The organism is Pedococcus sp. P5_B7 (assembly GCF_054049895.1).
In genome coordinates this window covers 69,010-95,050 of the sequence record NZ_JBFULM010000006.1, presented here as the reverse complement: position 1 = coordinate 95,050, position 26,041 = coordinate 69,010, and the positions used below count along the sequence as shown (strand labels likewise).

The window sequence follows — 26,041 nt, the reverse complement described above, 5'->3', positions numbered from 1 at the left end:
CGTGTGGTGGTGGATCCTGATCTGGGCGCTGCTGGTGCTGATCGCGCTGGCCTACCTGGCGACCCGCGCCTGGGGCGTCTGGGGCCAGTTCAAGGAGCTCACGGCCGAGGTCAGCCGCTCCTCCCGGACCGTGGCCGCGCTGCAGGCCGAGACCGACCGCCTCGGTGAGCGACCTCCTCCTCCGCAAGCCGACATCTTCGGCGACCCCCGTCAGCTGCGCCGGGAACGCGACGCCACCCGCGCCTCGTTGAAGCAGCAGCGGCGCGCCCGGCTGGCCGCGCGGCGTCCAAGCTGGGCCCGACACCTAGACTGACTGCAGTGCCGCACCCCCGGCACGACCGAGATCATGGTCACCTGGTGACCGAGAGGAAATGAGTAGCATGCGCGGACTGTTCGAGGGCTGGCACCTCATCATCTTGCTCGTCCTCCTGGTCGTGCTCTTCGGCTTCAAGCGCCTTCCGGATGCCGCGCGCTCCATCGGTCGGTCGATGCGCATCTTCAAGTCCGAGGTCGACGAGATGAAGAACGACGGCAAGTCGGCGGCGAGCGCTGACACCGTGAAGGGCGAGACGGTCAAGGACGCGGGCGCGAGCCCCGGCACCGAGGGCACCAACCCGATCCGCGAGGACAACACCCCGCGCACGGACAACAGCTCCGGCGCCTCCTAGAGTCCCCAGCTCCTTCGCCACCCACGACCATGGCCTTCCGGCGTGCCCGCAACCCTGAGGGGCGGATGTCCCTCGGCGACCACCTGCGCGAGCTCCGCCGACGGTTCCTGATCTCCGCGATCACCCTCCTCGCGGGTGCGGTGCTGGGCTGGATCTCCTACGAGCGGGTCTACGACCAACTGGCGGCACCGTTCAACGAGTACAAGAACCAGAACCCCACGAGCGTCATCAGCCTGAACTTCGGTAACGCCACCGCGGCCTTCTCCCAGCAGGTCAGCCTGTCGATCTTCGTCGGGGTGCTGCTCTCGAGCCCGGTGTGGCTCTACCAGCTGTGGGCCTTCATCGTGCCGGGCCTCACCAAGAAGGAGCGGCGGGTGTCGCTCGCGTTCATCGCGGCGACCGTTCCGCTGTTCCTGGCGGGCTGTGCACTGGCCTACTACGTGCTGCCGAAGGTGCTGGAGGTGCTCTACGGGTTCACGCCTGCCGGCGCGTCGAACATCCAGCAGGTCAGCGACTACTTCTCGTTCGTCACCCGGTTCATCCTGGCCTTCGGCTGCGCGTTCCTGATGCCCGTCTTCCTGGTGGCGCTCAACGCCATCGGGATCCTGCCCGCCTCCGCGATGATCAATGCCTGGCGGCCGGCGATCTTCGGCATCTTCGTCATCTCGGCCATCGCCACGCCGACGCCGGACGCGTTCACGATGTTCCTGTTGGCCATACCGCTGTGCATCCTCTACGTGGCGGCCATCCTCGTCAGCAAGCTCATCGAGCGGGCGCGCCGCAAGAACCGTCCCGAGTGGGTCGAGGTGCCCGACGACGAGGCCTCGTCGTTGTGACCAAGCGCATCGGCCTGGTCGTCAACCCCACCTCGGGGAAGAACCGGGGGATGTCGCTCGGCATCGAGGTCGCCCAGCGGATGAGGGCGGCCGGCCACGACGTCGTCGACCTCTCCGACGAGACGTATGCCGCGGCTCGCGACCGCGCGCTCGGCGCCATCGCGCAGGGCCTGGACGTCCTGGCCGTGGTGGGTGGTGACGGCATGGTGCACCTCGGCGTCGACCTCGCGGCGGAGACCAAGACGACGCTGGCCATCATCGCCGCCGGCACCGGGAACGACGTCGCCCGTGGCCTGGGCCTGCCGGTCCACGACCCGGTGCGGGCGGCCGACCTCGTGACCACCGGCGTGCCCCGCACCATCGATGCCGTCCGCCACGTCGACGCCCACGGCATCCGGCACTGGTACGTGGGGGTGCTCGGTGCCGGCTTCGACTCGCTCGTCAACGAGCGTGCCAACACCTGGCCGTGGCCCAAGGGGCAGATGCGCTACAACCTCGCCATCCTCCGCGAGCTCCCGCTGTTCAAGGCGATTCCCTATGTCGTGACCGTGGACGGGGTCCGTCACGAGACCAAGGCGATGCTCGTCGTGGTCGGCAACGGACCGAGCTACGGGGGAGGCATGCAGGTGCTGCCGGACGCGCAGTTCGACGACGGCCTGCTCGACGTGCTCCTGCTCCACGAGATCAGCACGATGGAGTTCCTCAAGGTCTTTCCCAAGGTGTTCAAGGGCGCCCACGTGGGTCATCCTGCGGTCGAGATCATCCGCGGTCGGTCGGTCACGCTCGAGGCCGCCGGCATCGTGGCCTACGCCGACGGCGAGCGGTTCGCCCCGCTGCCGCTGACCGTCGAGGTGGTCCCCGGCGCGGTGACGGTGCTGGCGCCTGCCGCACCGTAGGCTCGGGAGCATGTCGACGCCCGCTGAGCGATACGCCGCAAACGCCAGCCGCGCGGCATACGAGAAGTCGCAGTTGGCCGCCTTCGCGGCCACGGTCGGGTTCCCCCTCGACGACTTCCAGGTGCAGGCCTGCCAAGCCGTGGAGGCGGGTCGTGGCGTGCTCGTCGCGGCGCCGACGGGTGCGGGCAAGACCATCGTCGGTGAGTTCGCCGTGCACCTGGCCCTGGCCAGCGGTCGCAAGGCGTTCTACACCACCCCGATCAAGGCGCTGTCCAACCAGAAGTACAACGACCTCGTCCGGCGCCACGGCGCGAAGAACGTCGGGCTGCTCACCGGCGACTCCTCGATCAACGGCGAGGCACCCGTCGTCGTCATGACGACCGAGGTGCTCCGCAACATGATGTATGCCGGGTCGTCCACCCTGCACGGCCTCGGCTTCGTCGTGATGGACGAGGTGCACTACCTCGCCGACCGGTTCCGCGGGGCGGTGTGGGAGGAGGTCATCATCCACCTCCCGCAGGACGTGCAGGTCGTCTCGCTGTCCGCCACCGTGAGCAACGCCGAGGAGTTCGGTGCGTGGCTGTCCGAGGTGCGCGGCGGCGTCGACATCATCGTGTCGGAGCACCGGCCGGTGCCGCTGTGGCAGCACATGATGGTCTCGCAGTCGATGTACGACCTGTTCGTCGACGAGGCGTCCGCTCCCGTCACCGGCATCGACGCCACGAGGGTGAATCCCGAGCTGCTGCAGGCGATCCGCCAGTCGGAGCAACGCGGTCGGTGGGACGAAGGGGCCCGTCACGGCTCACACTCCGACCGGCACGGCCGCGGTGGCAGGGGCAAGGGCCCGCGGGGGCCCGGCGGTGGTCACGGCGGCCGGGGAATGGCCCGCACGTCTGGGGGACGTCCCGGCGGGGGAGCGACGCGCTCGGAGGTCGTCCAGCGGCTCGAGCGTGAGGGACTCCTCCCCGCGATCACCTTCATCTTCAGCCGGGTTGGCTGCGAGGCGGCGGTCGGTCAGCTGCTGCGCGACGGCGTCCGGCTGATCACGGAGGCCGAGGGAGACAAGATCCGGCGCACCGTCGAGGAGCGGGTGTCGTCCCTGGCCGACGAGGACCTCGGTGTGCTCGGCTACTGGGACTTCGTCGACGGCCTCACCCGAGGGTTCGCCGCCCACCACGCGGGGATGCTGCCCACCTTCCGCGAGATCGTCGAGGAGCTGTTCACGGCCGGCCGGATCCGGGCGGTCTTCGCCACCGAGACGCTGGCCCTCGGCATCAACATGCCGGCGCGCACCGTGGTCATCGAGAAGCTCGTGAAGTTCAACGGCGAGACCCACGCCGACATCACGCCGGCCGAGTACACCCAGCTGACCGGTCGGGCCGGCCGCCGGGGGATCGACGTCGAGGGCCACGCCCTGGTGCAGTGGAACCGGGGGATGGACCCGCTCGCCGTGGCCGGGCTTGCGTCCACCCGCACCTACCCGCTCCGCTCGTCGTTCCGCCCGACCTACAACATGGCCGTCAACCTCGTGGCCCAGGTGGGGCGCGAGACGTCCCGCGAGATCCTCGAGACGTCGTTCGCGCAGTTCCAGGCCGACCGTGCCGTCGTCGGCATGGCCCGCGCCGTGCGGAAGAACGAGGAGGGCCTCGAGGGGTACGCCGAGGGAATGGCCTGCCACCTCGGCGACTTCGCGGAGTATGCCGCGCTGCGCCACGAGATCGCCCGGCTGGAGAAGGACGGCGCCCGGGAGCGGTCGGCCAGTCGACGAGCCGAGGCTGCGGTCTCGCTGGAGACGCTGCGGATCGGCGACGTCATCAAGATCCCGTCGGGTCGTCGCGCCGGGTACGCCGTCGTGGTGCAGCCGTCCAAGTCCTACCGGGGCGAGACACCGGCCCCGACCGTGGTCACCGAGGACAAGCAGCTGCTCAAGCTGACGCTCGTCGACGTCCCCACGCCCGTCGAGGCCGTCGGGCACGTGAAGGTGCCGCCGCACTTCAACGCCAAGAGCCCCAAAGCCCGTCGCGACCTCGCCACCTCGTTGCGCATCGCGGTGCCCCACGACCCGCCGCCGTCCCGCTCGCGTGGCTCCGCGGCATACGCAGGGAGCGCCGAGGACGGCCGCATCGCCGAGCTGCGTCGCCAGCTCAAGGCCCACCCGTGCCACCAGTGTCCCGACCGTGAGGACCACGCCCGCTGGGCGGAGCGGTGGTGGCGGCTCAAGCGCGAGACCGTCGGGCTGCAGCGCAAGGTGGAGGGGCGGACCAACTCGGTCGCCAGGACCTTCGACCGGATCTGCACGCTGCTCGGGGAGATGGGCTACCTGTCCGACAGCGGTGACCTGGTGACTGCGCAGGGCGAGAACCTCCGTCGCCTCTACACCGAGAAGGACCTGCTCGCGGCCGAGTGCCTGCGCCTCGGCGTGTGGAAGCGGCTCGACCCGGCCGGGCTCGCGTCGGTCGTGTCAGCCCTCATCCACGAGCCTCGGCGCGACGAGACCGACCCGTCACCGCGGATGCCGAACGAGGACGTGGCCGAGGCGGTCCGCGAGATGAACCGGCTCTGGTCGGTGCTCGAGGACCGCGAGCGCGAGCTGGGCCTGCCGCTCACCGGCGACCCCGACGCCGGGATGGCCTGGATGATGCACCGCTGGGCAAGCGGTCGACAGCTCGAGGAGGTGCTGCGGGGGTCCGACATGGCGGCCGGCGACTTCGTGCGGCGCTGCAAGCAGGTGGTCGACCTGCTCGGCCAGATCGGTGACGCGGCTCCTGAGCCGACCCTGCGCGCCACGTCGCGCAAGGCCATCGACGCCGTGATGCGTGGCGTGGTCGCCGCCGACCGCCTCGACTGAGGGGTTGGAGCGGAGCATCCGCAGTCCGAAGGTCCGGCCGGGCGTCGGAGGTGGCTGCCGCGAGCCGGGCCCGCAACGACCGGATCTGGCCGATGAGCGGTCGCGTCAGTGATGGGCGACGGCGACCCTCACACCGAGTGCGATGAGCACGAGGCCCGTGACCCGCTCAACAGCGACGCGCACTCTGTCACGCGCCATGATGCTCCCGAGAACGCCGACGGCAAGCGAGAAGATTCGCCACCACACGATCCCCATGCCGAGGAACGCCGCAGCGAGAACTGCTGTAGTGGCGAACGGCTCCTCTCCGCGCGAGATGAACTGCGGAATGAGCGTCAGGAAGATCAGCGCAATCTTTGGGTTGAGGAGGTTGCTCATGAGCCCTTGGCGGAACGCCTGCTTGCGTCCGAGTACCGCCTCGGGGACGCCACCTGGGGCCGCGACTTGGTCGTCGGCGGCGCCTGCCGCCTTTCGGGAGTGCACGAGCGCCGTCACCCCTAGATAGATGAGGTAGGCCGCACCAGCAAACTTGATGACCGTGAACGCGGCGGCGGAGGCGGCAAGCACCGCCGCCAGCCCGACCGCAGAAGCGGCCGCGTAGACCGCGATACCCGCACAGCAGCCAAGACCCGTCCACCAAGCGGTCCGGACGCCTCCGCGCATCCCGTTACGAAGCACCAAGGCCATGTCTGGCCCGGGAGTCACCGTGAGCAACGAGATGACCGCGAGGAACGGCATGAGTTGGTTGGGCACCGGTCAACGATAGGGCAGGCGATCCCACCGTTGTGCTCGGCAGCGACCCGCTGGGACGGGCCCGTGAGTGGCTACTTGGCACGCTTCAAGGGTCAATCTCGTCGCTCAGGCCGCGATCAGGGGGCTCTTGAGCGGGTTGACGCTCGGAGTTGCGGTCGAGCCCTCCGTGCAGGTCGGCGTCGCCTGTTGCAGTGAGTGCAGTGTGGCGGCTTCAGCCCGAACCATTGTCAGACCCTCCCTCTAGGGTGGACACATGTTCGAGTCGGGGGATGTGAGCCAGGCGGTCGACGCCGTGCGCACCTTCATGGCCTCCCTGGCCGCGCTCGAGGGTGGGTCCGATGCCGAGCGCATCGACCTGATCAGCACCCTCGAGTCGCTCAAAGGTGCGGCCGCGGCCGCGCAGGCCAGGCTGGCGGTGAAGTTCGCCGCCTCGCAGGAGTCCGCGCAGGCCGCCTCGGGCGTCCCCGCCCGAGAGCGGGGCACGGGAGTGGCTGCCCAGATCGCGCTGGCGCGGCGCGAGTCGCCGCATCGCGGGTCGAGGCACCTGGGCTTCGCTCGGGCGATGGTCGACGAGATGCCCGAGACGATGGCCCACCTCACGGCAGGACGGCTCAGCGAGTGGCGCGCGACCGTCTTGTGTCGCGAGACAGCCGTCTTGTCCGTCGAGGACCGGCGTGAGGTCGACCGCCGACTCGCTGCTGACCTTCCATCCATGGGTGATGCACAAGTGGCGCGAGCAGCGCGAGGGCTCGCCGCCCAGCTCGACCCGGAGTCGGTGGCCCGTCGGGCCAGCAAGGCCGCCGCCGAGCGCTGCGTGTCCCTCCGGCCAGCGCCCGACACGATGACCTACCTGAGTGGGCTCCTGCCGGTGGCCCAAGGCGTCGCCACGTATGCCGCGTTGGACCGCCGCGCGACCGAGCTGATCGCTGCGGGTGACGGGCGTGGCCGCGGCCAGATCATGGCCGACACGCTCGTCGAGCGGGTCACCGGCCAGGCGACCGCCGACGCCGTCCCCATCGAGGTCAACCTCGTGATGCCGGTCGACGCTCTGCTTGGCTCAGACGACCAGCCAAGCGAGGTGCTGGGTCACGGGCCGATCGGTGCGGGTCCCGCCCGTCGCCTGCTCGACGCCGCGGCACGTGGTGGTGCCCCGATCTGGTTCCGTCGACTGTTCGTCAGCCCGGACGAGAGGCAGCTCGTGGCGCTCGAGAGCCGAAGGCGGCTGTTCCCCGACGGCCTCAGGCGGTTCCTGGTCCTGCGCGACAAGACCTGTCGCACTCCGTGGTGCGATGCCCCGATCCGGCACGCCGACCACGTCGTGGCAGCCGGTCGTGACGGGCCGACCAGCGCCGGCAACGGGCAGGGCCTGTGCGAGGCCTGCAACCAGACCAAGGAAGCCGTGGGCTGGAGCGCAGAGGTGCTGCAGGACGGACTTGCGGGTGGTCGGCCTGGGCTCTCAGACAGGCGACACCGGGTGCGGCTGCGCACGCCGACCGGCCATACCTACGACTCGACGGCAGCGCCCCTGCTCGAGGCCAGGCGAGCGAGCCCGGACTTCAGCTGGGTCGAGCACGCCCTCGAGGTCAGGCTGGCGGCCGCGTAGCTCGACCCCGCTACTCGATGCGCAGGGCGGACAGCACCCGGTTGAACGAGCTGGTCACCCCGAACTCGCTCGCGATCCGGCTCATCAGCACGGGGTCCGCAACCTCGGTCGGCAGGGCCAGGTCCACCTCGTCGACCGGTGCGTCGCGAGTCACCCGCACCACGGTGGGCGCCACATCGAGGTACGCCGTCGCCGCCTCGAGGTTGGCCCGCCGGGCTCCCTTGATGGCCGGAACCCCAGAGTCCACCGCCGCGCGAAGACCGGCGAGCGAGCCGTACTCGGCGATGAGCTGAGCCGCGGTCTTGTCGCCGATGCCCTTGACCCCGGGAAGACCGTCGCTGGTGTCGCCGCGCAGGACCGACATGTCCAGGTAGGAGTCACCACTCTCCACGGCATACCGCTCCCGCAGGTAGTCCTGGGTCGCGAGGTCGGGGTCTCGCACCCCGCCCTTGCCGGTGTAGAGAACGCGCACGCCTCGAGCGTCGTCGACGAGCTGCAAGAGGTCGCGGTCTCCCGTCACGATGTCGACCTTCATGGTGCCGCCCCACCGGGTGGCCAGGGTGCCGATCACGTCGTCGGCCTCGAAGCCGTCGGCCCCCAGCCGGGCGATCCCCAGCGCTGCCAGCGCGTCGACGATGACCGGCACCTGGGGCGCCAGGTCGTCCGGCACCTCTTCGGCGACGGTGTCGTCCGACGCCGGGTGGGCCTGGTCTGGCGCCGTCCCCGCCACGGGTGCGGGCGACTCCTCCGTCACCCGGTGCGCCTTGTAGCTGGGCAGCAGGTCGACCCGCCACTGCGGTCGCCAGTCGTTGTCCCAGCAGGCCGCGAGGTGGGTCGGCTGGTGGGTCGTGACGAGGGAGGCGATCATGTCGAGGAACCCACGGATCGCGTTCGTGGGTGGCTGGGAGGGGTCAGATCGCTGGTCGGGGACACCGAAGAACGCCCGGAAGTAGAGGGAAGCGCTGTCGAGCAGCATGAGACGGCCGGTGCCGGCGGGCGGGGTCATGGCGGACATGCTCCCACTACGACCCGCGAGACGGGCCCGTCCTCAGTAGGGTATGGGCGTGGAAGACCTCGATCGACGCATCGTCGACCTGCTTCGCGCCGACGGCCGGATGAGCTACACCGACCTGGGCAAGGCCATGGGCCTGTCCACCTCCGCGGTGCACCAGCGGGTCCGCCGGCTCGAGGAGCGTGGCGTCGTCAAGGGGTATGCCGCGCTCGTGGACTTCACTGCCCTCGACCTCCCGTTGACGGCCTTCATCTCCATCTCACCGCTGGATCCCGCTGCGCCCGACGACATCCCCGACCGACTGCGCGACATCACCGAGCTCGAGGCCTGCCACTCGGTGGCGGGGGAGGAGAACTACATCCTCAAGGCCAGGGTGCGGACTCCCGGCGACCTCGAGACGTTGCTGGCTCGGATCCGGGCCGCCGCCAACGTGGCGACCCGCACCACCGTGGTGCTCTCGACGCCCTGGGAGTAGAGACTCAGCGGGCGATCGACGCGATGGTTGCCTTCGTCGCGACCACCAGGTCACCTGGTGCCAGGGAGAGGTCGAGCCCGCGTCGCCCACCCGAGACGTAGACCCGCTCGAAGCTCAGGGCTGACTCGTCGACGACCGTCGGGAGCGCCTTGCGCTGACCGATCGGGGAGATGCCACCCACGACGTAGCCGGTGGAGCGTTCGGCGTCAGACGGCTGCGCCATCGCGACCTTCTTCAGCCCGAGCGCCGAGGCAACTGCCTTGAGGTCGAGCTGCCGGTCGACGGGCACCACACCCACGGCCAGACCCGAGTCACCGATCACGAGCAGGGTCTTGAAGACCTGGCCCGGCGGCACCGACAACGCGGCAGCGGCCTCCATTCCGTAGGAGGCCGCTCCCGGGTCATGGTCGTAGGGGTGCAGCTCGAAGGCCAGCCCGAGTCGGGTCAGGGCCGTCGTGGCAGGAGTGCCTGAGGCCAACCTCAGCGCTTCTCGACGCGCTTCACGAGCGACCAGGCTGCAGGGAGCAGGCCGGCGGCCGCCGCGATCTTGATGGCGTCACCGATGAGGAACGGGGTCATGCCAGCCTTCAGCCCGGCCTGCAGGTCCATGCCGGTCGCGTTCATCAGCCAGGACACACCCACGGCGTAGATGATCAGGTTGCCGAGGGCCATGGTGACGACGGTCTTGGCGACGGTCCGGTCACCACCGCGCTGCGCCAGCCAGCCGACGAGCGTCGCCGCGATGACATAGCCGATGATGTAGCCGAAGGTGACGCCGCCCCAGCCGTCCTTGTGGTTGGCGAACCAGTTGACCCCGAGGCCACCGGCGACGAGGTACGTGCCGACGCTCAGCAGGGCCCGCAGGCCGCCGAGCGAGGCTCCGGTGAGCAGCACCGCGAAGGTGCCGAGCGTGAGGGGGACCGGCGTGCCGGGGAGCGGGATGTGCCACTGCGCCAGCAGGCCGATGAAACCGGCACCTGCGGCGACGAGGGCGAGGTCGCGGACCCGGGCCCCGACCGAGGCCGGGACACCGGCGACGGCAGGGACGTAGTCGGCGAGGACGCGCTTGCGGGGGAGGGCGATAGCAGTCACGGGAGCAACCTAGCGAAAGCCGGCCACGCGGCATACGCATGTCTCACGTCGACCACGTCACACCGCCCGCGGTCACCGACTCAGACGAGCGACGCCTCACGGCTGGCGGCGGCGCGCTCGACGGCCACGGCGTGGGCAGCCTCGTGGTCGCCCTCCTCGCGCCACCACTGCTGACCGGCCTCGGGCAGCGTGTAGATCGGGTCGTAGTAGACGTAGTCGCGTGACAGCGCGTCGGTGTCCGCGCCCTCGATCGAGGTGCGGTAGTTCTTGCGCCAGAACGACATACCGCGCTCGGTGTCGTAGCTGTCGACCTGGTGCACCCAGCGCTTGCCGACGTAGGGCACGTCGCACACGATACGCGGCGTGGCGAAGCCGGGCAGGTAACCCATCATCGAGTGCTGCAAGTGCTGCGCCTCGGCGAGCGAGAGCCGCCAGTGCTCGGAGAACGGGATCATGTCGCACATGTAGAAGTAGTACGGGGTGATCATCGCGTCGTCCTGGAGCGCGAAGCAGAGGTCGAGCAGCTGCTCGGTGGTGTCGTTGACCCCACGCATGAGGACGCCCTGGTTGCGCACGTCGCGGACGCCGGCCTCGAGCATCGCCTTGGCCGCATCCGCGACGAGCGGGGTGACGGACTGGGCGTTGTTGACGTGGGTGTGGATCGCCAGCGAGACACCGCGCGACCGCGCCTTCGCGGAGACGCGGGCCACGCCCTCGACCACGTCGGGCTGGAGCCAGTGCTGCGGCAGACCCATGAGCGCCTTGGTGGCCAGCCGGATGTCGCGGATGTTGTCGACGTCGAGGAGCTTGTCGATGAAGCCCTCGAGGTTCTTCCACGGCATGTTGGCGACGTCACCGCCGGAGACGACGACGTCGCGCACCTGCGGGGTCTGCTGGAGGTAGGCGAGCATCGCCGCGTATCGGTCGACGGGCTTGCCGGTCAGCTTGAGCTTGTCGATCACCGCCGTGGAGTTGCCGACGAGGTCCATGCGGGTGCAGTGGCCGCAGTACTGCGGACAGGTCGGCAGCAGCTCGGCGAGCACCTTGGTGGGGTAGCGGTGGGTGAGGCCCTCGGCGACCCACATGTCGTGCTCGTGCAGGCTGTCGCGGGTGGCGTGCGGGTGCGAGGGCCAGTCGGTGCGACGGTCGGAGAACACCGGGAGCATGTAGCGCCGGATCGGGTCGGCGTAGAACGCCCGGGTGAACTCGGCACCCGCCGCGGGCGGCGTGCCGTCGGCCCAGGTCAGCTCGCTGACCATGGTGTTCATCATCTGCGGCGGCACCAGCATCGACATCGTCGCCCGCTCGGCCTGGTCGCGCTCGAGGTCGGCGTAGAACGGGTCTGTGAGCAGGTCGCCCATGAGCTCGCGGAGCTGCTTGATGTTCTTGACGCAGTGGGCGCGCTGCCACTGGGCGCTGGCCCAGTCGGTGGCGGTCACGTCACGCCAGCCGGGGAACCGGGTCCAGTCGGGCTCCACCAGCTCGCGGTGCCGGTAGACGTAGGGCTGCTCGATCGCGGTGCTCATGCATGGCAGGATACGGGACAGGTTCCGATGAAATCGACCAACCGCCGCAACTTTTGCGGTGAGTGTCGCTATTGATGGGAGATTCTGTGTCTGCGTCGATCGAACGCCGATCCACGCCGTCCTCGCCGGTGGGTCTGCACCGCGTGCTCGAACCGGCCGGGGCCTGCCTCCCGCAGGCCGCAGCCCGGTTGGACGCCACCGCCGAGCTGTGGCCCGACGAGGTGCGGATCGCGATCGAGACGCTCAACCTCGACGCCGCGTCGTTCCGCCAGCTCACCGAGAAGCACGGCGGGGACGGCGACGCGGTCCGCGCCGAGGTCCTCGACATCGTCGCCACCCGGGGCAAGATGCAGAACCCCGTGACCGGCTCGGGCGGCATGCTCATCGGCACCGTCGCCGAGGTCGGACCGGAGTCGACCCTCGGTCTGTCGGTCGGCGACCGCGTCGCCACCCTCGTCTCCCTGTCCCTGACCCCGCTCGTGATCACCGACGAGCTCGGCGGTTGGGACGGGCGGTCCGAACGCGTCCCGGCCCAGGGGCACGCGATCCTCTTCGGGCGATCGATCGCCGCCCAGCTGCCCGAGGACCTCGACCCCGACCTTGCCCTCATGGTGATGGACGTGTGCGGCGCCCCTGCCCTCGTCGCCAGGGTCGTGCGTGAGTATGCCGAGCGCGGACTCGCGCCGACCGTGGCGGTCCTCGGCGGGGCCGGCAAGTCCGGCTCGCTGTCCCTCGCTGCTGCCGCCGATGCCGGAGCCGGTCGCCGGATCGCGGTGGTGCCCGTGCAGCGTGAGGCCGACCTGCTCGAAGGCACCGGCCTGGCCGACGAGGTCGTCATCGCCGACGCGCGCAGCCCGTTGGGCCTCTCGGAGGCAGTGGCGGCGGCGGGCGGTCCGGCTGACGTCACCGTCGTCTGCGTCGACGTGCCCGGGTGTGAGCAGCCCGCCATCCTGTCGACCGCCCAGGGCGGCACGATCATCTACTTCTCCATGGCGACGCACTTCGCGGCAGCCGCCCTCGGCGCCGAGGGCGTGGCGGCCGACGTGCGCATGCTGGTGGGCAACGGCTACGTCCCTGGCCATGCGGCATACGCACTGGAGCTGATCCGGAGCAACGCCGCGGTGCGCGGCTTGTTCGAGGGACGGCTGGAGGAGTAGCAGGACCAAGGGCCTATCGCTGCGCCACGCAGCGTGGTGGGGTTGGCGCATGCCGCAGAACTCCGTCGTGCCCGAAGAGCTGACCTACTCCGCCGAGGACCTCGAGCTCGACCTGCGGTGGTGGGCCGCGGCCAACTACCTGACCGTGGGGCAGATCTACCTGCGCGACAACGCCCTGCTCCGCGAGCCGCTGGCCCTGGCCCACACCAAGCCGCGACTGCTCGGGCACTGGGGCACGAGTCCGGGCCTGTCGATGATCTACGCGCTGGTGAACCGGCGGATCCGCGAGACCGACTCCGACTGGCTCTACGTCACCGGCCCGGGACACGGCGGTCCGGCACTGGTGGCGGCAGCCTGGCTCGAGGGCACCTACAGCGAGGTCTACCCCCACGTCGGTGACGACGCCGAGGGCGTGCTGCGGCTGTTCCGCCAGTTCTCCTCGCCCGGGGGCATCCCCAGCCACGTCAGCGTGCAGACCCCGGGCTCCATCCACGAGGGGGGCGAGCTCGGCTACGCGCTGGTCCATGCCGCCGGGGCGGCGTTCGACCACCCCGACCTCGTCGTGGCCTGCGTGGTCGGTGACGGGGAGGCCGAGACCGGCCCGATGGCCGCCTCCTGGCGCCTGCCGAACTTCCTCAACCCGCGTCGGGACGGCGCGGTGCTGCCGATCCTGCACGTCAACGGCTACAAGATCGCGGGGCCGACCGTCCTGGGGCGCACCAGCGACGGGGATGTCGAGGCCTACCTGAGCAGCCAGGGCTGGGACCCCGTGACCGTCAGCGGCGACGACCCCCAGGAGGTGTTCCCGGCGTTCCGCGCCGCCCTGGCCGCCGCCCACGACCGGATCCGGGAGATCCAGGACGAGGCCCGCGACGGCGACGGGCCGGCGCAGCCGGTCCGGCACGCGTGGCCGGCGATCGTCCTGCGCACGCCCAAGGGCTGGACCGGTCCGGCCGTGGTCGACGGCAAGCAGGTCGAGGGCACGAACCTCGCCCACCAGGTGCCGCTGTCCGGCCTCGCGAAGGACCCCGAACACCTCAGGATGCTCGAGGAGTGGCTGCAGACCTACCGCCCCGACCAGCTCTTCGACGCCGACGGGCGGCTCGTGCCCGCGCTGCGTGACCTCGCGCCGGAGGGGGACAAGCGGATGTCGGCGACTCCCTACGCCAACGGCGGGCGGCTGAGGGCCGAGCTGCCCGAGGTGGACCTCACGGCGCACGAGTTCACGGTGACGCCGTCCACGCGTGGCCAGCTCTCGCTGGAGAACACCATCACCTCGGGTCGGCTCATGCGCGACCTGTATGCCGCGACGGCCCGTCCCGACGGTGGCGGCACCTTCCGGCTGTTCTCGCCGGACGAGACCGCGAGCAACCGGCTGCAGCCGGTGTTCGAGGTGACCGACCGCTGCTTCATGGGTCCGCTGCGGGACACCGACGAGCAGCTGGGGCCGGACGGCAGGGTCATGGAGGTGTTGAGCGAGCACCTCTGCGAGGGCTGGCTCGAGGGCTACCTGCTCAGCGGTCGCCACGGGGTCTTCGCGACCTACGAGGCGTTCGCGATGGTGTCGGCGTCGATGGCGGTCCAGCACGTGAAGTGGCTCCAGCACGCGCAGGAGCTGCCGTGGCGCGCTGACGTGTCGTCCCTGAACGTGCTGCTCACCTCGACCTGCTGGCGCAACGACCACAACGGCTTCTCCCACCAGGGTCCCGGGCTGATCGACTGCCTCATCCCGCTGTCGCCGGAGGTCGTGCGGGTCTGGCTGCCGCCGGACGCCAACACCACCCTGTCGATCACCGACCACTGCCTGCGCAGCACCAACCACGTCAACCTCATCGTGGTCGACAAGCAGAAGCACCTCCAGTACCTCACCCTCGACGAGGCCCACGCGCACTGCGCCGCCGGCGCCGGCGTGTGGGAGTGGGCCAGCACCTGTGGCCCGGGCGACGACCCGGACATCGTGCTGGCGTGTGCCGGCGACGTGCCGACCCAGGAGGCGCTGGCCGCGGTGGAGCTGCTCGCCGAGCACGTGCCAGACCTGCGGGTGCGGTTCGTCAACGTGGTCGACCTGATGGCGCTGCTGCCCGAGAACGACCACCCCCACGGATACTCGGACAGCACGTTCGACGGGTTGCTCACCCCAGACAAGCACGTGGTCTTCGCGTTCCACGGATATCCCCGCGCCGTCCACCAGCTCATCCACGGCCGCAGCGACCCGGGTCGGTTCCACGTGCGCGGCTTCAGCGAGCAGGGCACCACGACGACGCCGTTCGACATGGTCGTGCTCAACCGGATGAGCCGTTTCCACCTCGCCCTGGAGGTGCTGCGCAGGGCCGAGCGACGGGTGGCCGGCTGGGACACCCTGACCGAGCTGTGCGAGCGACGGCTGGCCGAGCACCGGCCCTACATCGAGGAGCACCTCGAGGACCTGCCCGAGATCGCCGACTGGACGTGGCGCGGCCTGGGCGGCCACCCGGCGACCGACCGGACGGGCCGGTAGTTTCGACCCGTGGCCACCAGCATCTACATCGCCGGCACCGAGGCGCAGTCCGGCAAGTCAGCGGTGGCGGTCGGGCTGCTCGACCAGCTGTCCAGGCGAGCCGGGAGGGTCGGGGTCTACCGGCCCATCGTCCGAGCCGGGGTGCCCGACGAGCTGGTCCGCACGCTGTTGTCGCAGCTGCCGGGCGACCTGACCGTCGAGCGGGCCTGCGGCGTCACCTACGACGACCTGCACGCCGACCCGGAGCGGGCGATGGGGGCGATCGTGGACCGGTTCCACGAGGTCGCGCACGCGCACGACGTCGTGCTGGTGGTCGGGTCGGACTTCACCGACGTGGCGGCCCCCACGGAGTTCTCGGTCAACGCGGCCGTCGCCGCCAACCTCGGGTCGCGCCTCCTGCTCGTCGTCCCCGCCCAGGGCCGCGACCCCGTCGAGGTGGCCACGACCGCCGAGATGGCCGTGCAGGCCGCGCGCGAGGCCCACGCCCACGTCACAGGGGTGGTGGCCAACCAGGTGTCACCGGACCGGCTCACCGAGACGCAGCGGGCCGTGTCAGCGCGCGTCCACGTCCCCGTGCAGGCCCTGCCCGAGACCCCGCTGCTCAGGGCACCGACCGTCAAGGACCTCCTCGACGCCTGCGCCGGTCGGCTCGTGCACGGCGACCCCGCCTGGCTCGACCGCGAGTGCATGGGCCTGGTCGTGGCCGCCATGACGATGCCGCACGTCCTCGACCGGCTGATCGAGGGCGGCGTGGTGATCGTGCCCGGCGACCGTGAGGACGTCGTGCTCGGGGTGCTGCTTGCACACCGGTCCAAGACCTTCCCGACGCTGTCCGGGATCGTGCTCAACGGCGGGTTCCCCCTGCCGCCCCAGGTCGAGCGGCTCATCGAGGGGCTCGACGTCGTGCTGCCGGTGATCGCCACCGACGGCGGCACGATGACCACCGCGTCGCGGCTCGGCGCTGCCCGGGGCCGGCTCACCCCCGACTCGACCCGCAAGCTCGAGGCCGCCGTCGCCATGGTCGAGCGCGGGCTGGACGCCGAAGCCCTGCTCGGTCCGGTCGTCGCAGCCGGCGGTGGCGCGGTCACGCCGCTGATGTTCGAGCACCGCCTGGTGGAGGACGCCCGCGCCGCCGGGGCGCACATCGTGCTGCCCGAGGGTGCCGAGGACCGCATCCTGCTCGCCGCCGACCTGGTCCTGTCCAGGGGCATCGCCCGGCTGACCCTCCTCGGCGCCGAGGAGACGATCCGGGCGAATGCCGCGCGTCTGGGCGTGGACATCTCCGGAGCCGACGTCGTCGACCCGGCCACCAGCACGCTGCGCGAGTCCTTCGCCAGCGACTACGCCACCCTTCGAGCCCACAAGGGCGTCACCCTCGACCAGGCCCGGGACCGCGTGGTCGACCCGTCGTACTTCGGCACGATGATGGTGCACCAGGGGCTGGCCGACGGCATGGTCTCGGGGTGCATCACGACCACTGCCCACACGATCCGACCCGCCCTGGAGATCGTGCGCACCGCGCCGGACGTCTCGGTCGTCTCCAGCGTCTTCCTGATGTGCCTCGCCGACCGGGTGCTGGTCTACGGCGACTGCGCCGTCAACCCCGACCCCACCGCCGAGCAGCTGGCCGACATCGCGATCTCTTCGGCGCGCACGGCCCGGCAGTTCGGCATCGAGCCCCGCGTCGCGATGCTGTCCTACTCGACGGGGGAGTCGGGCAGCGGCGTCGACGTCGACAAGGTGCGGGCCGCCACCGCCCTGGTCCACCACCGAGCGCCGGAGCTCCTCGTCGAGGGACCGATCCAGTACGACGCCGCCGTCGACCCCCACGTCGCAGCGACCAAGCTCAAGGACAGCCCGGTCGCCGGTCGCGCCACCGTGCTGGTGTTCCCCGACCTCAACACCGGCAACAACACCTACAAGGCCGTGCAGCGCAGCGCCTCGGCGGTGGCCATCGGCCCCGTGCTCCAGGGACTCAACCAACCCGTCAACGACCTCTCTCGAGGCGCCCTGGTGCGCGACATCGTCAACACCATCGCGATCACCGCCGTCCAGGCCGGCGCCTGATGTCATCGCGGACGGTCCTGGTCGTCAACGCCGGCTCGTCGTCGCTGAAGTACCAGGTCCTCCACGCGACGACGGGCGAGACCGCGGCGACCGGCCTCGTCGACCAGATCGGTGGCCACGGGCGCCTCGAGCACACCACCGGCGGCCGCACCTCGACGGCCGATGTGAGCTGCCCCGACCACCGCGCCGCGCTCGAGGCCGCCCGCTCGGCGCTGCGCGAGCACGGACCAGACCTGATGGCGACCCCGCCCATCGCGGTGGGGCACCGCGTCGTGCACGGGGGACCCCTGTTCACCGAGCCGGTGGTCATCGACGACGGCGTGATCGCCGCGATCCGTGAGCTGGTCCCGCTGGCGCCCCTGCACAACCCCGCCAACCTCGAGGGGATCCTCAGCGCCCGGGAGTCGTTCCCGGACGTGCCACAGGTGGCGGTCTTCGACACCGCCTTCCACCAGAGCCTCCCCGCGCACGCCCACACGTATGCCGTGCCCAGCGCGTGGCGCGAACGCCACCAGGTCAGGCGCTACGGCTTCCACGGCACGTCCCACCGCTTCGTGTCGCGGCGGACCGCCGAGCTCCTCGGCCGCCGCCCTGAGGACTGCAACGTCATCGTGCTCCACCTCGGCAACGGCGCCAGCGCCTGCGCGGTGCAGGGTGGCCGCAGCATCGACACCTCGATGGGGCTGTCCCCCCTCGAGGGCCTCGTGATGGGCACCCGGTCAGGCGACGTCGACCCGGCGCTGGGTGCCTACCTGGCTCGGGTTGCGGACCTGGACGCCACGGCATACGACGAGGCGCTCAACAAGGCCAGCGGCCTCCTCGGCCTCGCGGGCGTCTCCGACCTGCGCGAGCTCGAACGCCGCCGCACCGCTGGCGACGCGAACGCCGCCCTGGCCTTCGACGTGATGGTCTACCGGCTGCGCAAGTACGTCGGTGCGTATGCCGTGGCGCTGGGCCGGGTGGACGCCGTCGCCTTCACCGGCGGCATCGGTGAGAACAGCGTCGCCGTCCGGGCCGCGGTGCTGTCCGGCCTGGGCGCCCTCGGTGTCGTCCCCGACCACGACGCCAACGCCGGCGGCGACCCCGAACGGCTGGTCACGGCAGCCGACAGCCGGATCCCCGCCTACGTCGTCCCGACCAACGAGGAGCTGGAGATCGCCCGGGCCTGCCTCGCCGTCCTAGGGGAGGACGCCCCCGTCTAGGGTGCTGGACGTGAGCACCCTCTACCGCGGCGGCTTCGTCTACACCCCGATCGACCCGTTCGCGAACGCCATGGTCGTCGACGAGGCGACCGGCACGATCGCCTGGATCGGCGGCGACGACGCAGCCGCGGTGCACGTCGACGCCGTGGACCACGTGGTCGAGCTCGACGGCGCCCTCGTCGCCCCGGCCTTCGTCGACGCGCACGCGCACGTCTCCCAGACCGGCGCCGGACTGCGCGGCGTGGACCTCGGCGCGACCCACTCGGTGGTCGAGGCACTGAGCCGCATCGAGGACGCGGCTCGCCGCAGCCAGGGACGACCGGTCTACGCCCCGAACTGGGACCAGGACCGCTGGGCCGAACACCGACCGCACACCGGGGCCGAGCTCGACCGCGCCACCTACGGAGGGGTCGTCTACTCGCCCCGCGTCGACGGCCACTCCGCCGTCATCTCGTCCGCCCTCGCCGCCGCCTCCGGTGCGCGTGGCCTGCCCGGGTGGGAGGGCGACGGCCTGGTGACCCGCGACGCCCACCACGCCGCGCGTGAGGCGTTCAACGGCGCCGTCACCCCGGCCCAGCGACAGGCCGACATCGACCTCGCCCTCCAGTCGGCGGCGGCAGCCGGGATCGGGCTCGTGCAGGAGAACGGCGGTCGCACCCTGTCGGGCACCGACGACTTCGCCGAGGTGCTGGCGGCGGGGGAGCGGGGCGATGGCCCCCAGACCCTCGGCTACTGGGCCCAGCTGGTCGCCGACGAGGCGGAGGCCCGTGACGTCGCCACCCTGCGCGGTGCGCGGGGCCTGGCCGGAGACCTCAACATCGACGGGTCCGTTGGCTCGCGCACCGCCCACCTGCGGGAGCCGTACGCCGATGCCGCGGGCCACACGGGCAACGCCTACCTGACCGTCGAGCAGGTCCGCGACCACGTCGCCGCGTGCTCGCTGGCCGGGCTCCAGGCCGGGTTCCACGTCATCGGCGACGCCGGGGTCGACACCGCGGTGGCCGGGTTCGAGGCCGCCGCCGAGCTGGTCGGCGCCCCCGTCGTCACCCGCGCGCGACACCGGCTGGAGCACCTCGAGATGGTCTCGCGCGACGGGATCGAGCGGCTCGTCCGACTCGGCGTCGGCGCCAGCGTGCAGCCGGCCTTCGACGCGTTCTGGGGCGGCCACCAGGGCATGTATGCCGCGCGGCTCGGTGCCGACCGCGTGCACGGTCGCGCCGGTGCCGACACCGCGCCGATGAACGCGTTCGCATCGATGATGGCGGCGGGGATGACCGTCGCCTTCGGGTCGGACTCCCCGGTGACCCCCTTCGCCCCGTGGGAAGCAGTCCGCGCAGCCGCGTTCCACCACGACGAGAGCCAGCGGGTCTCGGCCCGGTCGGCCTTCCTCGCCCACACCCGAGGTGGCTGGCGGGCCGCGGGCTTCGACGACCGTGGCTACCTCGACCTCGGGCTGCCCGCCACGTTCGCCATCTGGGAGGTGGGCGACCTCGTCGTGCAGGCGCCGGACGACCGGATCCAGACCTGGTCGACCGACCCGCGGTCGGGGACGCCCGGACTGCCCGACCTCTCGCCCGGCATCGCGGCTCCGACCTGCCAGCGCACCGTCGTCCGCGGCCGGACCGTCTTCGACTCGGGTGCCCTGTCGGTCTAGTCGATCGCCGGAGAGAGGATTTGCGGCCTCCGATCACCCTGACCGGAAATCCTCTCTCTCACTGCTAGATTTGCCGCGTGTCTTCGCGTGTGAAACCCCTCCTCGACCTCGACCCGGCCGATGTTCGCCGGGCCCGCACCCTGGCCCGCAAGGCCGGCCGACCCGTGGTGAAGCTGGCCCAGAGCCACACCACCGTGAGCGTCGAGCGGGCCACCCTGCGCCTGGCCGGCCTCGGTGGCGCCGACCACGAGCGGGTGCCGTGGGTCAACCACCTCGTCGACGCCGTCCGCGCCGAGGTCGGTCTAGAGCACGGCATCACCAGCCCGGTCTTCGACGCGCTGCGCAGGGGAGAGGCCCCGGACCTCCTGACCCTGGCCCAGAAGGCCGCCAGCGGTTCGGTCCAGTTCCGGCTGCCGGAGGGCAGGGCAGGCACCGCGGCCGCCCAGGACGCGCGCCGCGAGGTGAGCCGCGGCATACGCACGATCGACAAGCAGCGCGCCGCCCGCGACCGCCTCATCAAGCGCCACGGCGACCCGGAGCAGCGCCCCTGGATCTACCTCATCGTCGCCACCGGCGACATCTACGAGGACATCCCCCAGGCGCAGAACGCCGCTCGCGAGGGCGCCGACATCATCGCCGTGATCCGCTCCACGGGACAGTCGCTGCTGGACTACGTGCCCGAGGGCGCCACCCGCGAGGGGTATGCCGGCACGTACGCCACCCAGGAGAACTTCCGCCTCATGCGCGCGGCCCTGGACGAGACGTCCAAGGAGCTAGGTCGCTACATCCGGCTGACCAACTACGCCTCGGGCCTGTGCATGCCCGAGATCGCGACGCTGGCCGGGCTCGAGCGGCTCGACATGATGCTCAACGACTCGATGTACGGAATCCTCTTCCGCGACATCAACCCGATCCGGACGTTCGTCGACCAGCGGTTCAGCCGCCAGATCCACGCCCGCGCCGGGATCATCATCAACACCGGCGAGGACAACTACCTCACCACCGCCGACGCCGTCGAGGCCGCCCACACGGTCACCGTGAGCCAGCTGCTCAACGAGTACTTCGCCAAGGAGGCCGGGCTCGAGGACTGGCAGCTCGGCCTGGGCCACGCCTTCGAGATCAACCCCGAGATCCCCGACTCGTTCCGGATGGAGCTGGCCCACGCCCTGCTGGCCCGCCAGCTCTTCCCCGACGCGCCGCTGAAGTGGATGCCGCCGACCAAGCACATGACCGGCGACGTCTTCCGCGGCTACCTCCTCGACGGGTTCTTCAACCTCGTCGGAGCGATGACCGGTCAGGGCATCCTCCTCGTCGGCATGATGACCGAAGCCGTCGTGACGCCGTTCCTGTCCGACCGTGACCTGGCCCTGCAGAACGTCCGCTACGTGCTCAACGCCGCCGGTGGGCTCACCGAGGACTTCCACCCGCCCCGCGACGGGTTCATCCAGACGCGGGCCAGGGGAGTGCTGTCCGAGGCCATCGACCTGCTGACGACCATCACCGAGGAGCCGGGGCGGGCCCCGCTGCTCGAGGCGATCGCCGACGGCACCTTCGGCCTGATGAAGCGCCCCGCGAACGCCGGCAAGGGACTCGACGGGGTGGTGGTCCGTGCCGACGGCTACGACAACCCCGCCACGACCCTCCTCGAGACGGGGGAGACCCGATGACCCCCTCCCAGGACCCGCGCACGACCGACAAGGCGATGCCCCTCGACCCCATGCCCGCCAAGGGCAGGTCGAAGGGCGCCAAGGCAGCGCGCAAGACACCCGACATCGTCCGCCCCTACGGCGACACCACCGGCGACGGCATGGTGCAGGTCTCGTTCACGCTGCCCGTCCCACACGACAAGCGGGCGGAAGGTGCCGCCCTCCAGCTCGCGGCCAAGATGGGCCTGGAGCCGGCGCTGCTCGTGCACGCCAAGCCGATGGGACCCGACTTCACGTTCTTCGTCGTCTACGGCAGCGCGACCCACCTGGTCGACCTCCGCGAGGTCACCGTCGTGGAGCGCGAGTTCCCGCTCCTGAGCCCCACCGAGGTCAACAAGGCGATCAAGGCGCGACTGCGTCGCAAGCTCGTCGTGGTCGGCGCCTGCATCGGCACCGACGCCCACACGGTCGGGATCGACGCGATCCTCAACATCAAGGGGTTCGCGGGGGAGAAGGGCCTGGAGTACTACCGCGAGATCAAGGTGGTGAACCTCGGGGCCCAGGTGCTCGTGCCCGAGCTCGTCGCCCGTGCCCGGGCCGAGAAGGCCGACGCCGTGATGGTCAGCCAGGTCGTCACCCAGCGTGACGCCCACATCCACAACACCACGACCATGAGTGCGGCCTTCCGCGAGGCATACCCTGCCGGTCAGGTGCCGCTGCTCGTCGTCGGCGGACCACGGTTCGAGGAGGGGTCGGCGCCCAAGCTCGGGGTCGACCGGATCTTCGGACGTGGGACCACCCCCGGCGAGGTGGCCAGCTACCTCGTGCACGCCCTCGCCCCCAGCAGCGCCCGCTCGAAGGAGAAGTGATGACCGTCGGAACCACCGTCACCCATCGCCGCTACGTCCCGTACAGCCACGCCCACTACGCCGGCAACCTCGTCGACGGCGCCTACTCGCTCGCGGCGTTCGGCGACGTGGCCACCGAGATGTGCATCCGCACCGACGGCGACGAGGGCCTGTTCGCGTCGTACTCCGATGTCCAGTTCAAGGCACCCGTCCGCGCGGGTGACGTCATCGAGATCGAGGCCCGGCTGGTGCGGGCGGGGACCCGCAGCCGCGAGATGGAGTTCGAGGTCCGAGTGGTGGGACGGGGCGCCCCCGATCGGGGCGAGTCCGCGGCCGCTCTCCTGGACCCACCCGTCGTAGCCACGACAGCCCGCGGTGTTGTCGTGGTTCCGCCACCGGCGCCGACTGCCTGACGCAGGCGGTCGGCGTGTCGCGCGCGACACGCCGACCGTTCGCCGATTACCCACGGAATCCTTGCAGCACAAGGGTTTTCGATCGTGAACACCGGGTTGACACGCACCGTCGCGGGGGTAAGTTGGCCCACGGTTGTTCACTGATGGACCGTCGACCAGGGGGAAGCCAGACCGGAGAAGCACGCATTGCCCGGTGGCTAGCGCGCGCAGCCACCGCCCTGCCAGCAGTGACGTGTGACCCGAACTGGTGCCCCGCTCGAGGCGGTGGTGGACGGCGGTACGGCCCGCGCGCTTAGTAGACAACAGCAGGATGTCGGCACCCAGTCGGCCCCTTGCTGGTCCCAACGGCAGCGTGGGCCGTTCCGTGTCCTACCGTGGTTCCGTGCCCCCGTCGACCCTGACCCTGCGAGCGGGGACCCGCCTCGTCGTCGCCACGGCTTCCGGCCTCCTCACGGCGCAGGCCTTCCCCGAGCACGACGTCTGGTGGCTCGCGCCCGTCGGCGTCGGCCTGCTGTCCGCCGCGGCCCTCGGCACCCGGTGGCGGCTGGCGCTCCTGCTCGGCCTGGCCCACGGTCTCGGGTTCTTCCTCCCGACCCTGTCGTGGTCGGGGGTCTACGTGGGCAACCTCCCGTGGATCGCGCTCGCCACGCTCGAGGCGCTGTACATCGCCGTCATGTGCGCCCTCACCACCGCCGTCCAGCAGCCCCTCCTCGGGTCGCGGTTGCGACCGCTGGCGTATGCCGCGGTGCCGCTTGCGTGGGTCCTGCAGGAGTGGGCCCGTGGCACGACACCCTTCGGGGGCTTCCCGTGGGCCCGGCTCGCGTTCAGCCAGGCGGACAGCCCCTTGGCGCCGTTGGCGCGCTTCGGTGGCGCACCAGGTCTGACCTTCGCCGTCGCGGCGCTCGGGGTGCTGCTCCACCTCGCGGGGCGGGAGCTCACCCACCGGGTGGGACGTCCGCGAGCCGCTGCGCCGACAGCGCACCGGCTGCTCGGGGCGGTCCTGGTGGCCCTGGCCCTGACTCCGCTCGGGCTCGCCCTGGTGACGACGCCACCCACCGACGGGCGGCCGGTGTCGGTGCTCTTCGTGCAGGGCAACGTGCCCAAGGCCGGGCTGGACTTCAACGCCGAGCGCCGCAAGGTCCTCGACAACCACGTGCAGGGGACCCTCCAGGCCGTGGCCAGCGGCCATCCTGCGCCCACCCTCGTCGTGTGGCCGGAGAACTCGTCCGACATCGACCCGCTGCTGAACGACGACGCTGCCGCCGACATCCAGCTCGCGCTGGAGGCGGTCAAGGCGCCGCTGCTCATCGGTGCCGTCCTGCAGGGACCGGACCCCTACATCTCGAACGCCAGCCTGTTCTACCTCCCGGGTGGCGGCGCCCCGGCGCGGTACGTCAAGCAGCACCCCGTGCCGTTCGCCGAGTACATCCCGTACCGCAGCTTCTTCCGGAACTTCAGCGACAAGGTCGACCTCGTCACCAGGGACTTCACCCGAGGGGACCAGCCGGGTGGGTTCGAGGTCCCGGTGGCGGGGGAGCGGCCCTACTGGATCATCCCCACCATCTGCTTCGAGGTGGCCTACGACGGGCTGATGCGCGACTCGACCCTCCAACCGGGGCGCGGCGCCAGCATCCTCGCGGTGCAGACCAACAACGCGACATTCGGCTACACGGCCGAGTCCGAGCAGCAGTTCGCGATCAGCCGGCTGCGCGCCATCGAGCACGGACGGTCGGTCGTGCACGTCTCGACCGTGGGCGTCAGCGGCTTCATCAACCCCGACGGAACGTACGTGGACAAGACGTCGTTGTTCAGCGCAGCAGCCCGCTACGGGTCGCCGGTGGTCCGCACCGAGGTCACCCCGTCCGACCGGCTGGGCCCCCTGCCGGAGTATGCCGCGGGGATCGCCTTCGTCGGTCTCCTGGCACTCGGCCTGTGGCTGCGGCGCAGGACCGCTAGGGTCGAGCGCGCCGCTGACGGACCGACCGCACCGGCTCACGAACGAAGGGATCGCGTCGTTGTCTGACCAGTCTGCGCCTTCTGACCAGCGCGTGTTGTCTGACCAGATCGACCGGGTGCTCGTCTGCATCCCGACCTACAACGAGCGCGAGAACCTGCCCCGCATCGTCGAGCGCGTGCGGGCGGCAGTGCCCTCCGCGGACGTCCTCGTCCTCGACGACAACTCGCCCGACGGCACCGGGGCGGTGGCCGACGAGCTCGTGGCCGCGGACCCGCAGGTGCACGTCCTGCACCGCCCCGGCAAGCAAGGGCTCGGCAACGCCTACCTCGCCGGCTTCGCGTGGGGTCTGGACCAGGGCTACGGCGCCATCGTCGAGATGGACGCCGACGGCTCCCACCAACCCGAGCAGCTCCCGGCCCTCCTCGCCGCCCTGCCGGGCGCCGACCTGGTCATCGGTGCCCGGTGGGTGCGTGGTGGCAGCGTCGTGAACTGGCCGCTGCACCGCAAGGCGCTCAGCGTCGGGGCCAACCTCTACACCCGGGCCCTCCTGGGCATGCCGGTGCACGACGCGACGGCGGGCTACCGGGTCTACCGCGCGAGCGCTCTCGAGACCATCGGGCTCGACCACGTGGCGTCACAGGGCTACTGCTTCCAGGTCGACCTCACCCAGCGAGCCGTGCGCCTCGGTCTCCGGGTCGTCGAGGTGCCCATCACGTTCGTCGAGCGCGAGATCGGCGACTCCAAGATGAGCGGCGACATCATGCGGGAGTCCCTCCAGCGGATCACCGCCTGGGGCCTGTCGCACCGCGCCGACCAGGTGCGTCGGCTGGGCCGTCGGGAGCCGACGTGGCACCGGCTGTAGGTCACACGCCCTTCGCCCGCAGACGCCGGCCG

The 26,041-nt window shown here is 70.9% G+C and carries 22 protein-coding genes; 17 read left to right on the top strand and 5 right to left on the bottom strand.

Annotated elements, in window-relative coordinates; all coding sequences use genetic code 11:
* Position 1: 1 nt before the first annotated feature.
* The 5 genes from ACXJKD_RS14285 (at position 2) to ACXJKD_RS14265 (ending at position 5,248) form a co-directional block, all read left to right on the top strand.
* Complete coding sequence (locus tag ACXJKD_RS14285; RefSeq protein WP_457255284.1) at positions 2–313, top strand: hypothetical protein; 312 nt, start codon at positions 2–4, stop codon at positions 311–313.
* Between the two features lie 67 nt (positions 314–380).
* Positions 381–668, top strand: a complete 288-nt coding sequence (gene tatA, locus ACXJKD_RS14280; RefSeq protein ID WP_056921004.1) for a Sec-independent protein translocase subunit TatA — start codon at positions 381–383, stop codon at positions 666–668.
* Between the two features lie 29 nt (positions 669–697).
* Entirely contained in the window at positions 698–1,504 is an 807-nt protein-coding gene (tatC, locus tag ACXJKD_RS14275) for a twin-arginine translocase subunit TatC (RefSeq protein WP_457255283.1), read from the top strand.
* The gene (locus tag ACXJKD_RS14270) at positions 1,501–2,400 is read left to right on the top strand and encodes a YegS/Rv2252/BmrU family lipid kinase (protein WP_457255282.1); all 900 of its coding nucleotides are present in this window, start codon (positions 1,501–1,503) and stop codon (positions 2,398–2,400) included. Before tatC ends, ACXJKD_RS14270 begins: the two co-directional genes overlap by 4 nt.
* Before the next feature lie 10 nt (positions 2,401–2,410).
* Positions 2,411–5,248, top strand: coding sequence for a DEAD/DEAH box helicase (locus tag ACXJKD_RS14265; RefSeq protein WP_457255281.1), 2,838 nt, complete (start codon positions 2,411–2,413; stop codon positions 5,246–5,248).
* 105 nt (positions 5,249–5,353) lie between these two features.
* Here ACXJKD_RS14265 and ACXJKD_RS14260 read toward each other — a convergent pair whose 3' ends face one another.
* Positions 5,354–5,998, bottom strand: coding sequence for a LysE family translocator (locus ACXJKD_RS14260; protein WP_457255280.1), 645 nt, complete (start codon positions 5,996–5,998; stop codon positions 5,354–5,356).
* A 253-nt stretch (positions 5,999–6,251) separates the two neighbouring features.
* On the opposite strand from ACXJKD_RS14260, the gene ACXJKD_RS14255 reads away from it, so the two are divergent.
* Positions 6,252–7,601, top strand: a complete 1,350-nt coding sequence (locus ACXJKD_RS14255) for a DUF222 domain-containing protein (protein WP_457255279.1) — start codon at positions 6,252–6,254, stop codon at positions 7,599–7,601.
* Between the two features lie 10 nt (positions 7,602–7,611).
* On the opposite strand, the gene ACXJKD_RS14250 is transcribed toward ACXJKD_RS14255, so the two are convergent.
* Positions 7,612–8,607 carry a 5'-3' exonuclease gene (locus tag ACXJKD_RS14250; RefSeq protein ID WP_457255278.1) on the bottom strand — a complete coding sequence of 332 codons (996 nt, stop codon included), beginning with the start codon at positions 8,605–8,607 and terminating at the stop codon, positions 7,612–7,614.
* Between the two features lie 58 nt (positions 8,608–8,665).
* Here ACXJKD_RS14250 and ACXJKD_RS14245 point away from each other — a divergent pair, with 58 nt between their 5' ends.
* A complete protein-coding gene (locus ACXJKD_RS14245) occupies positions 8,666–9,088 on the top strand; it encodes an Lrp/AsnC family transcriptional regulator (protein ID WP_457255277.1) in 423 nt (140 codons plus the stop codon).
* Between the two features lie 4 nt (positions 9,089–9,092).
* Here ACXJKD_RS14245 and ybaK read toward each other — a convergent pair whose 3' ends face one another.
* From ybaK to ACXJKD_RS14230, 3 genes are all read right to left on the bottom strand, one after another.
* Positions 9,093–9,566, bottom strand: coding sequence for a Cys-tRNA(Pro) deacylase (ybaK, locus tag ACXJKD_RS14240; protein WP_457255276.1), 474 nt, complete (start codon positions 9,564–9,566; stop codon positions 9,093–9,095).
* Between the two features lie 2 nt (positions 9,567–9,568).
* The gene (locus ACXJKD_RS14235; RefSeq protein WP_457255275.1) at positions 9,569–10,180 is read right to left on the bottom strand and encodes a biotin transporter BioY; all 612 of its coding nucleotides are present in this window, start codon (positions 10,178–10,180) and stop codon (positions 9,569–9,571) included.
* 80 nt (positions 10,181–10,260) lie between these two features.
* Positions 10,261–11,706, bottom strand: a complete 1,446-nt coding sequence (locus ACXJKD_RS14230; RefSeq protein WP_457255274.1) for a KamA family radical SAM protein — start codon at positions 11,704–11,706, stop codon at positions 10,261–10,263.
* 86 nt (positions 11,707–11,792) lie between these two features.
* On the opposite strand from ACXJKD_RS14230, the gene kdd reads away from it, so the two are divergent.
* From kdd to ACXJKD_RS14180, 10 genes are all read left to right on the top strand, one after another.
* Positions 11,793–12,863 (top strand): L-erythro-3,5-diaminohexanoate dehydrogenase, encoded by a 1,071-nt coding sequence (gene kdd, locus ACXJKD_RS14225; RefSeq protein ID WP_457255273.1) that lies wholly within the window; start codon positions 11,793–11,795, stop codon positions 12,861–12,863.
* Positions 12,864–12,912: 49 nt separating this feature from the next.
* A complete protein-coding gene (locus ACXJKD_RS14220) occupies positions 12,913–15,360 on the top strand; it encodes a phosphoketolase family protein (RefSeq protein ID WP_457255272.1) in 2,448 nt (815 codons plus the stop codon).
* 9 nt (positions 15,361–15,369) lie between these two features.
* The gene (gene pta / locus ACXJKD_RS14215; RefSeq protein WP_457255271.1) at positions 15,370–17,427 is read left to right on the top strand and encodes a phosphate acetyltransferase; all 2,058 of its coding nucleotides are present in this window, start codon (positions 15,370–15,372) and stop codon (positions 17,425–17,427) included.
* The gene (locus ACXJKD_RS14210; RefSeq protein ID WP_457255270.1) at positions 17,427–18,629 is read left to right on the top strand and encodes an acetate/propionate family kinase; all 1,203 of its coding nucleotides are present in this window, start codon (positions 17,427–17,429) and stop codon (positions 18,627–18,629) included. Before pta ends, ACXJKD_RS14210 begins: the two co-directional genes overlap by 1 nt.
* Before the next feature lie 10 nt (positions 18,630–18,639).
* On the top strand, positions 18,640–20,283 hold the full coding sequence (locus tag ACXJKD_RS14205) for an amidohydrolase (protein ID WP_457255269.1): 1,644 nt from the start codon (positions 18,640–18,642) through the stop codon (positions 20,281–20,283).
* A gap of 77 nt (positions 20,284–20,360) precedes the next feature.
* Positions 20,361–21,950 carry a lysine 5,6-aminomutase subunit alpha gene (kamD, locus tag ACXJKD_RS14200; protein WP_457255268.1) on the top strand — a complete coding sequence of 530 codons (1,590 nt, stop codon included), beginning with the start codon at positions 20,361–20,363 and terminating at the stop codon, positions 21,948–21,950.
* Complete coding sequence (gene kamE / locus ACXJKD_RS14195; protein WP_457255267.1) at positions 21,947–22,798, top strand: lysine 5,6-aminomutase subunit beta; 852 nt, start codon at positions 21,947–21,949, stop codon at positions 22,796–22,798. The genes kamD and kamE overlap by 4 nt, the downstream gene beginning before the upstream one ends.
* Complete coding sequence (gene kal / locus ACXJKD_RS14190; protein ID WP_457255266.1) at positions 22,798–23,190, top strand: 3-aminobutyryl-CoA ammonia lyase; 393 nt, start codon at positions 22,798–22,800, stop codon at positions 23,188–23,190. The genes kamE and kal overlap by 1 nt, the downstream gene beginning before the upstream one ends.
* Positions 23,191–23,572: 382 nt before the next feature.
* Positions 23,573–25,213, top strand: a complete 1,641-nt coding sequence (gene lnt, locus ACXJKD_RS14185) for an apolipoprotein N-acyltransferase (RefSeq protein ID WP_457255265.1) — start codon at positions 23,573–23,575, stop codon at positions 25,211–25,213.
* A 28-nt stretch (positions 25,214–25,241) separates the two neighbouring features.
* A complete protein-coding gene (locus tag ACXJKD_RS14180) occupies positions 25,242–26,009 on the top strand; it encodes a polyprenol monophosphomannose synthase (protein ID WP_457255264.1) in 768 nt (255 codons plus the stop codon).
* Positions 26,010–26,041 lie beyond the last annotated feature (32 nt).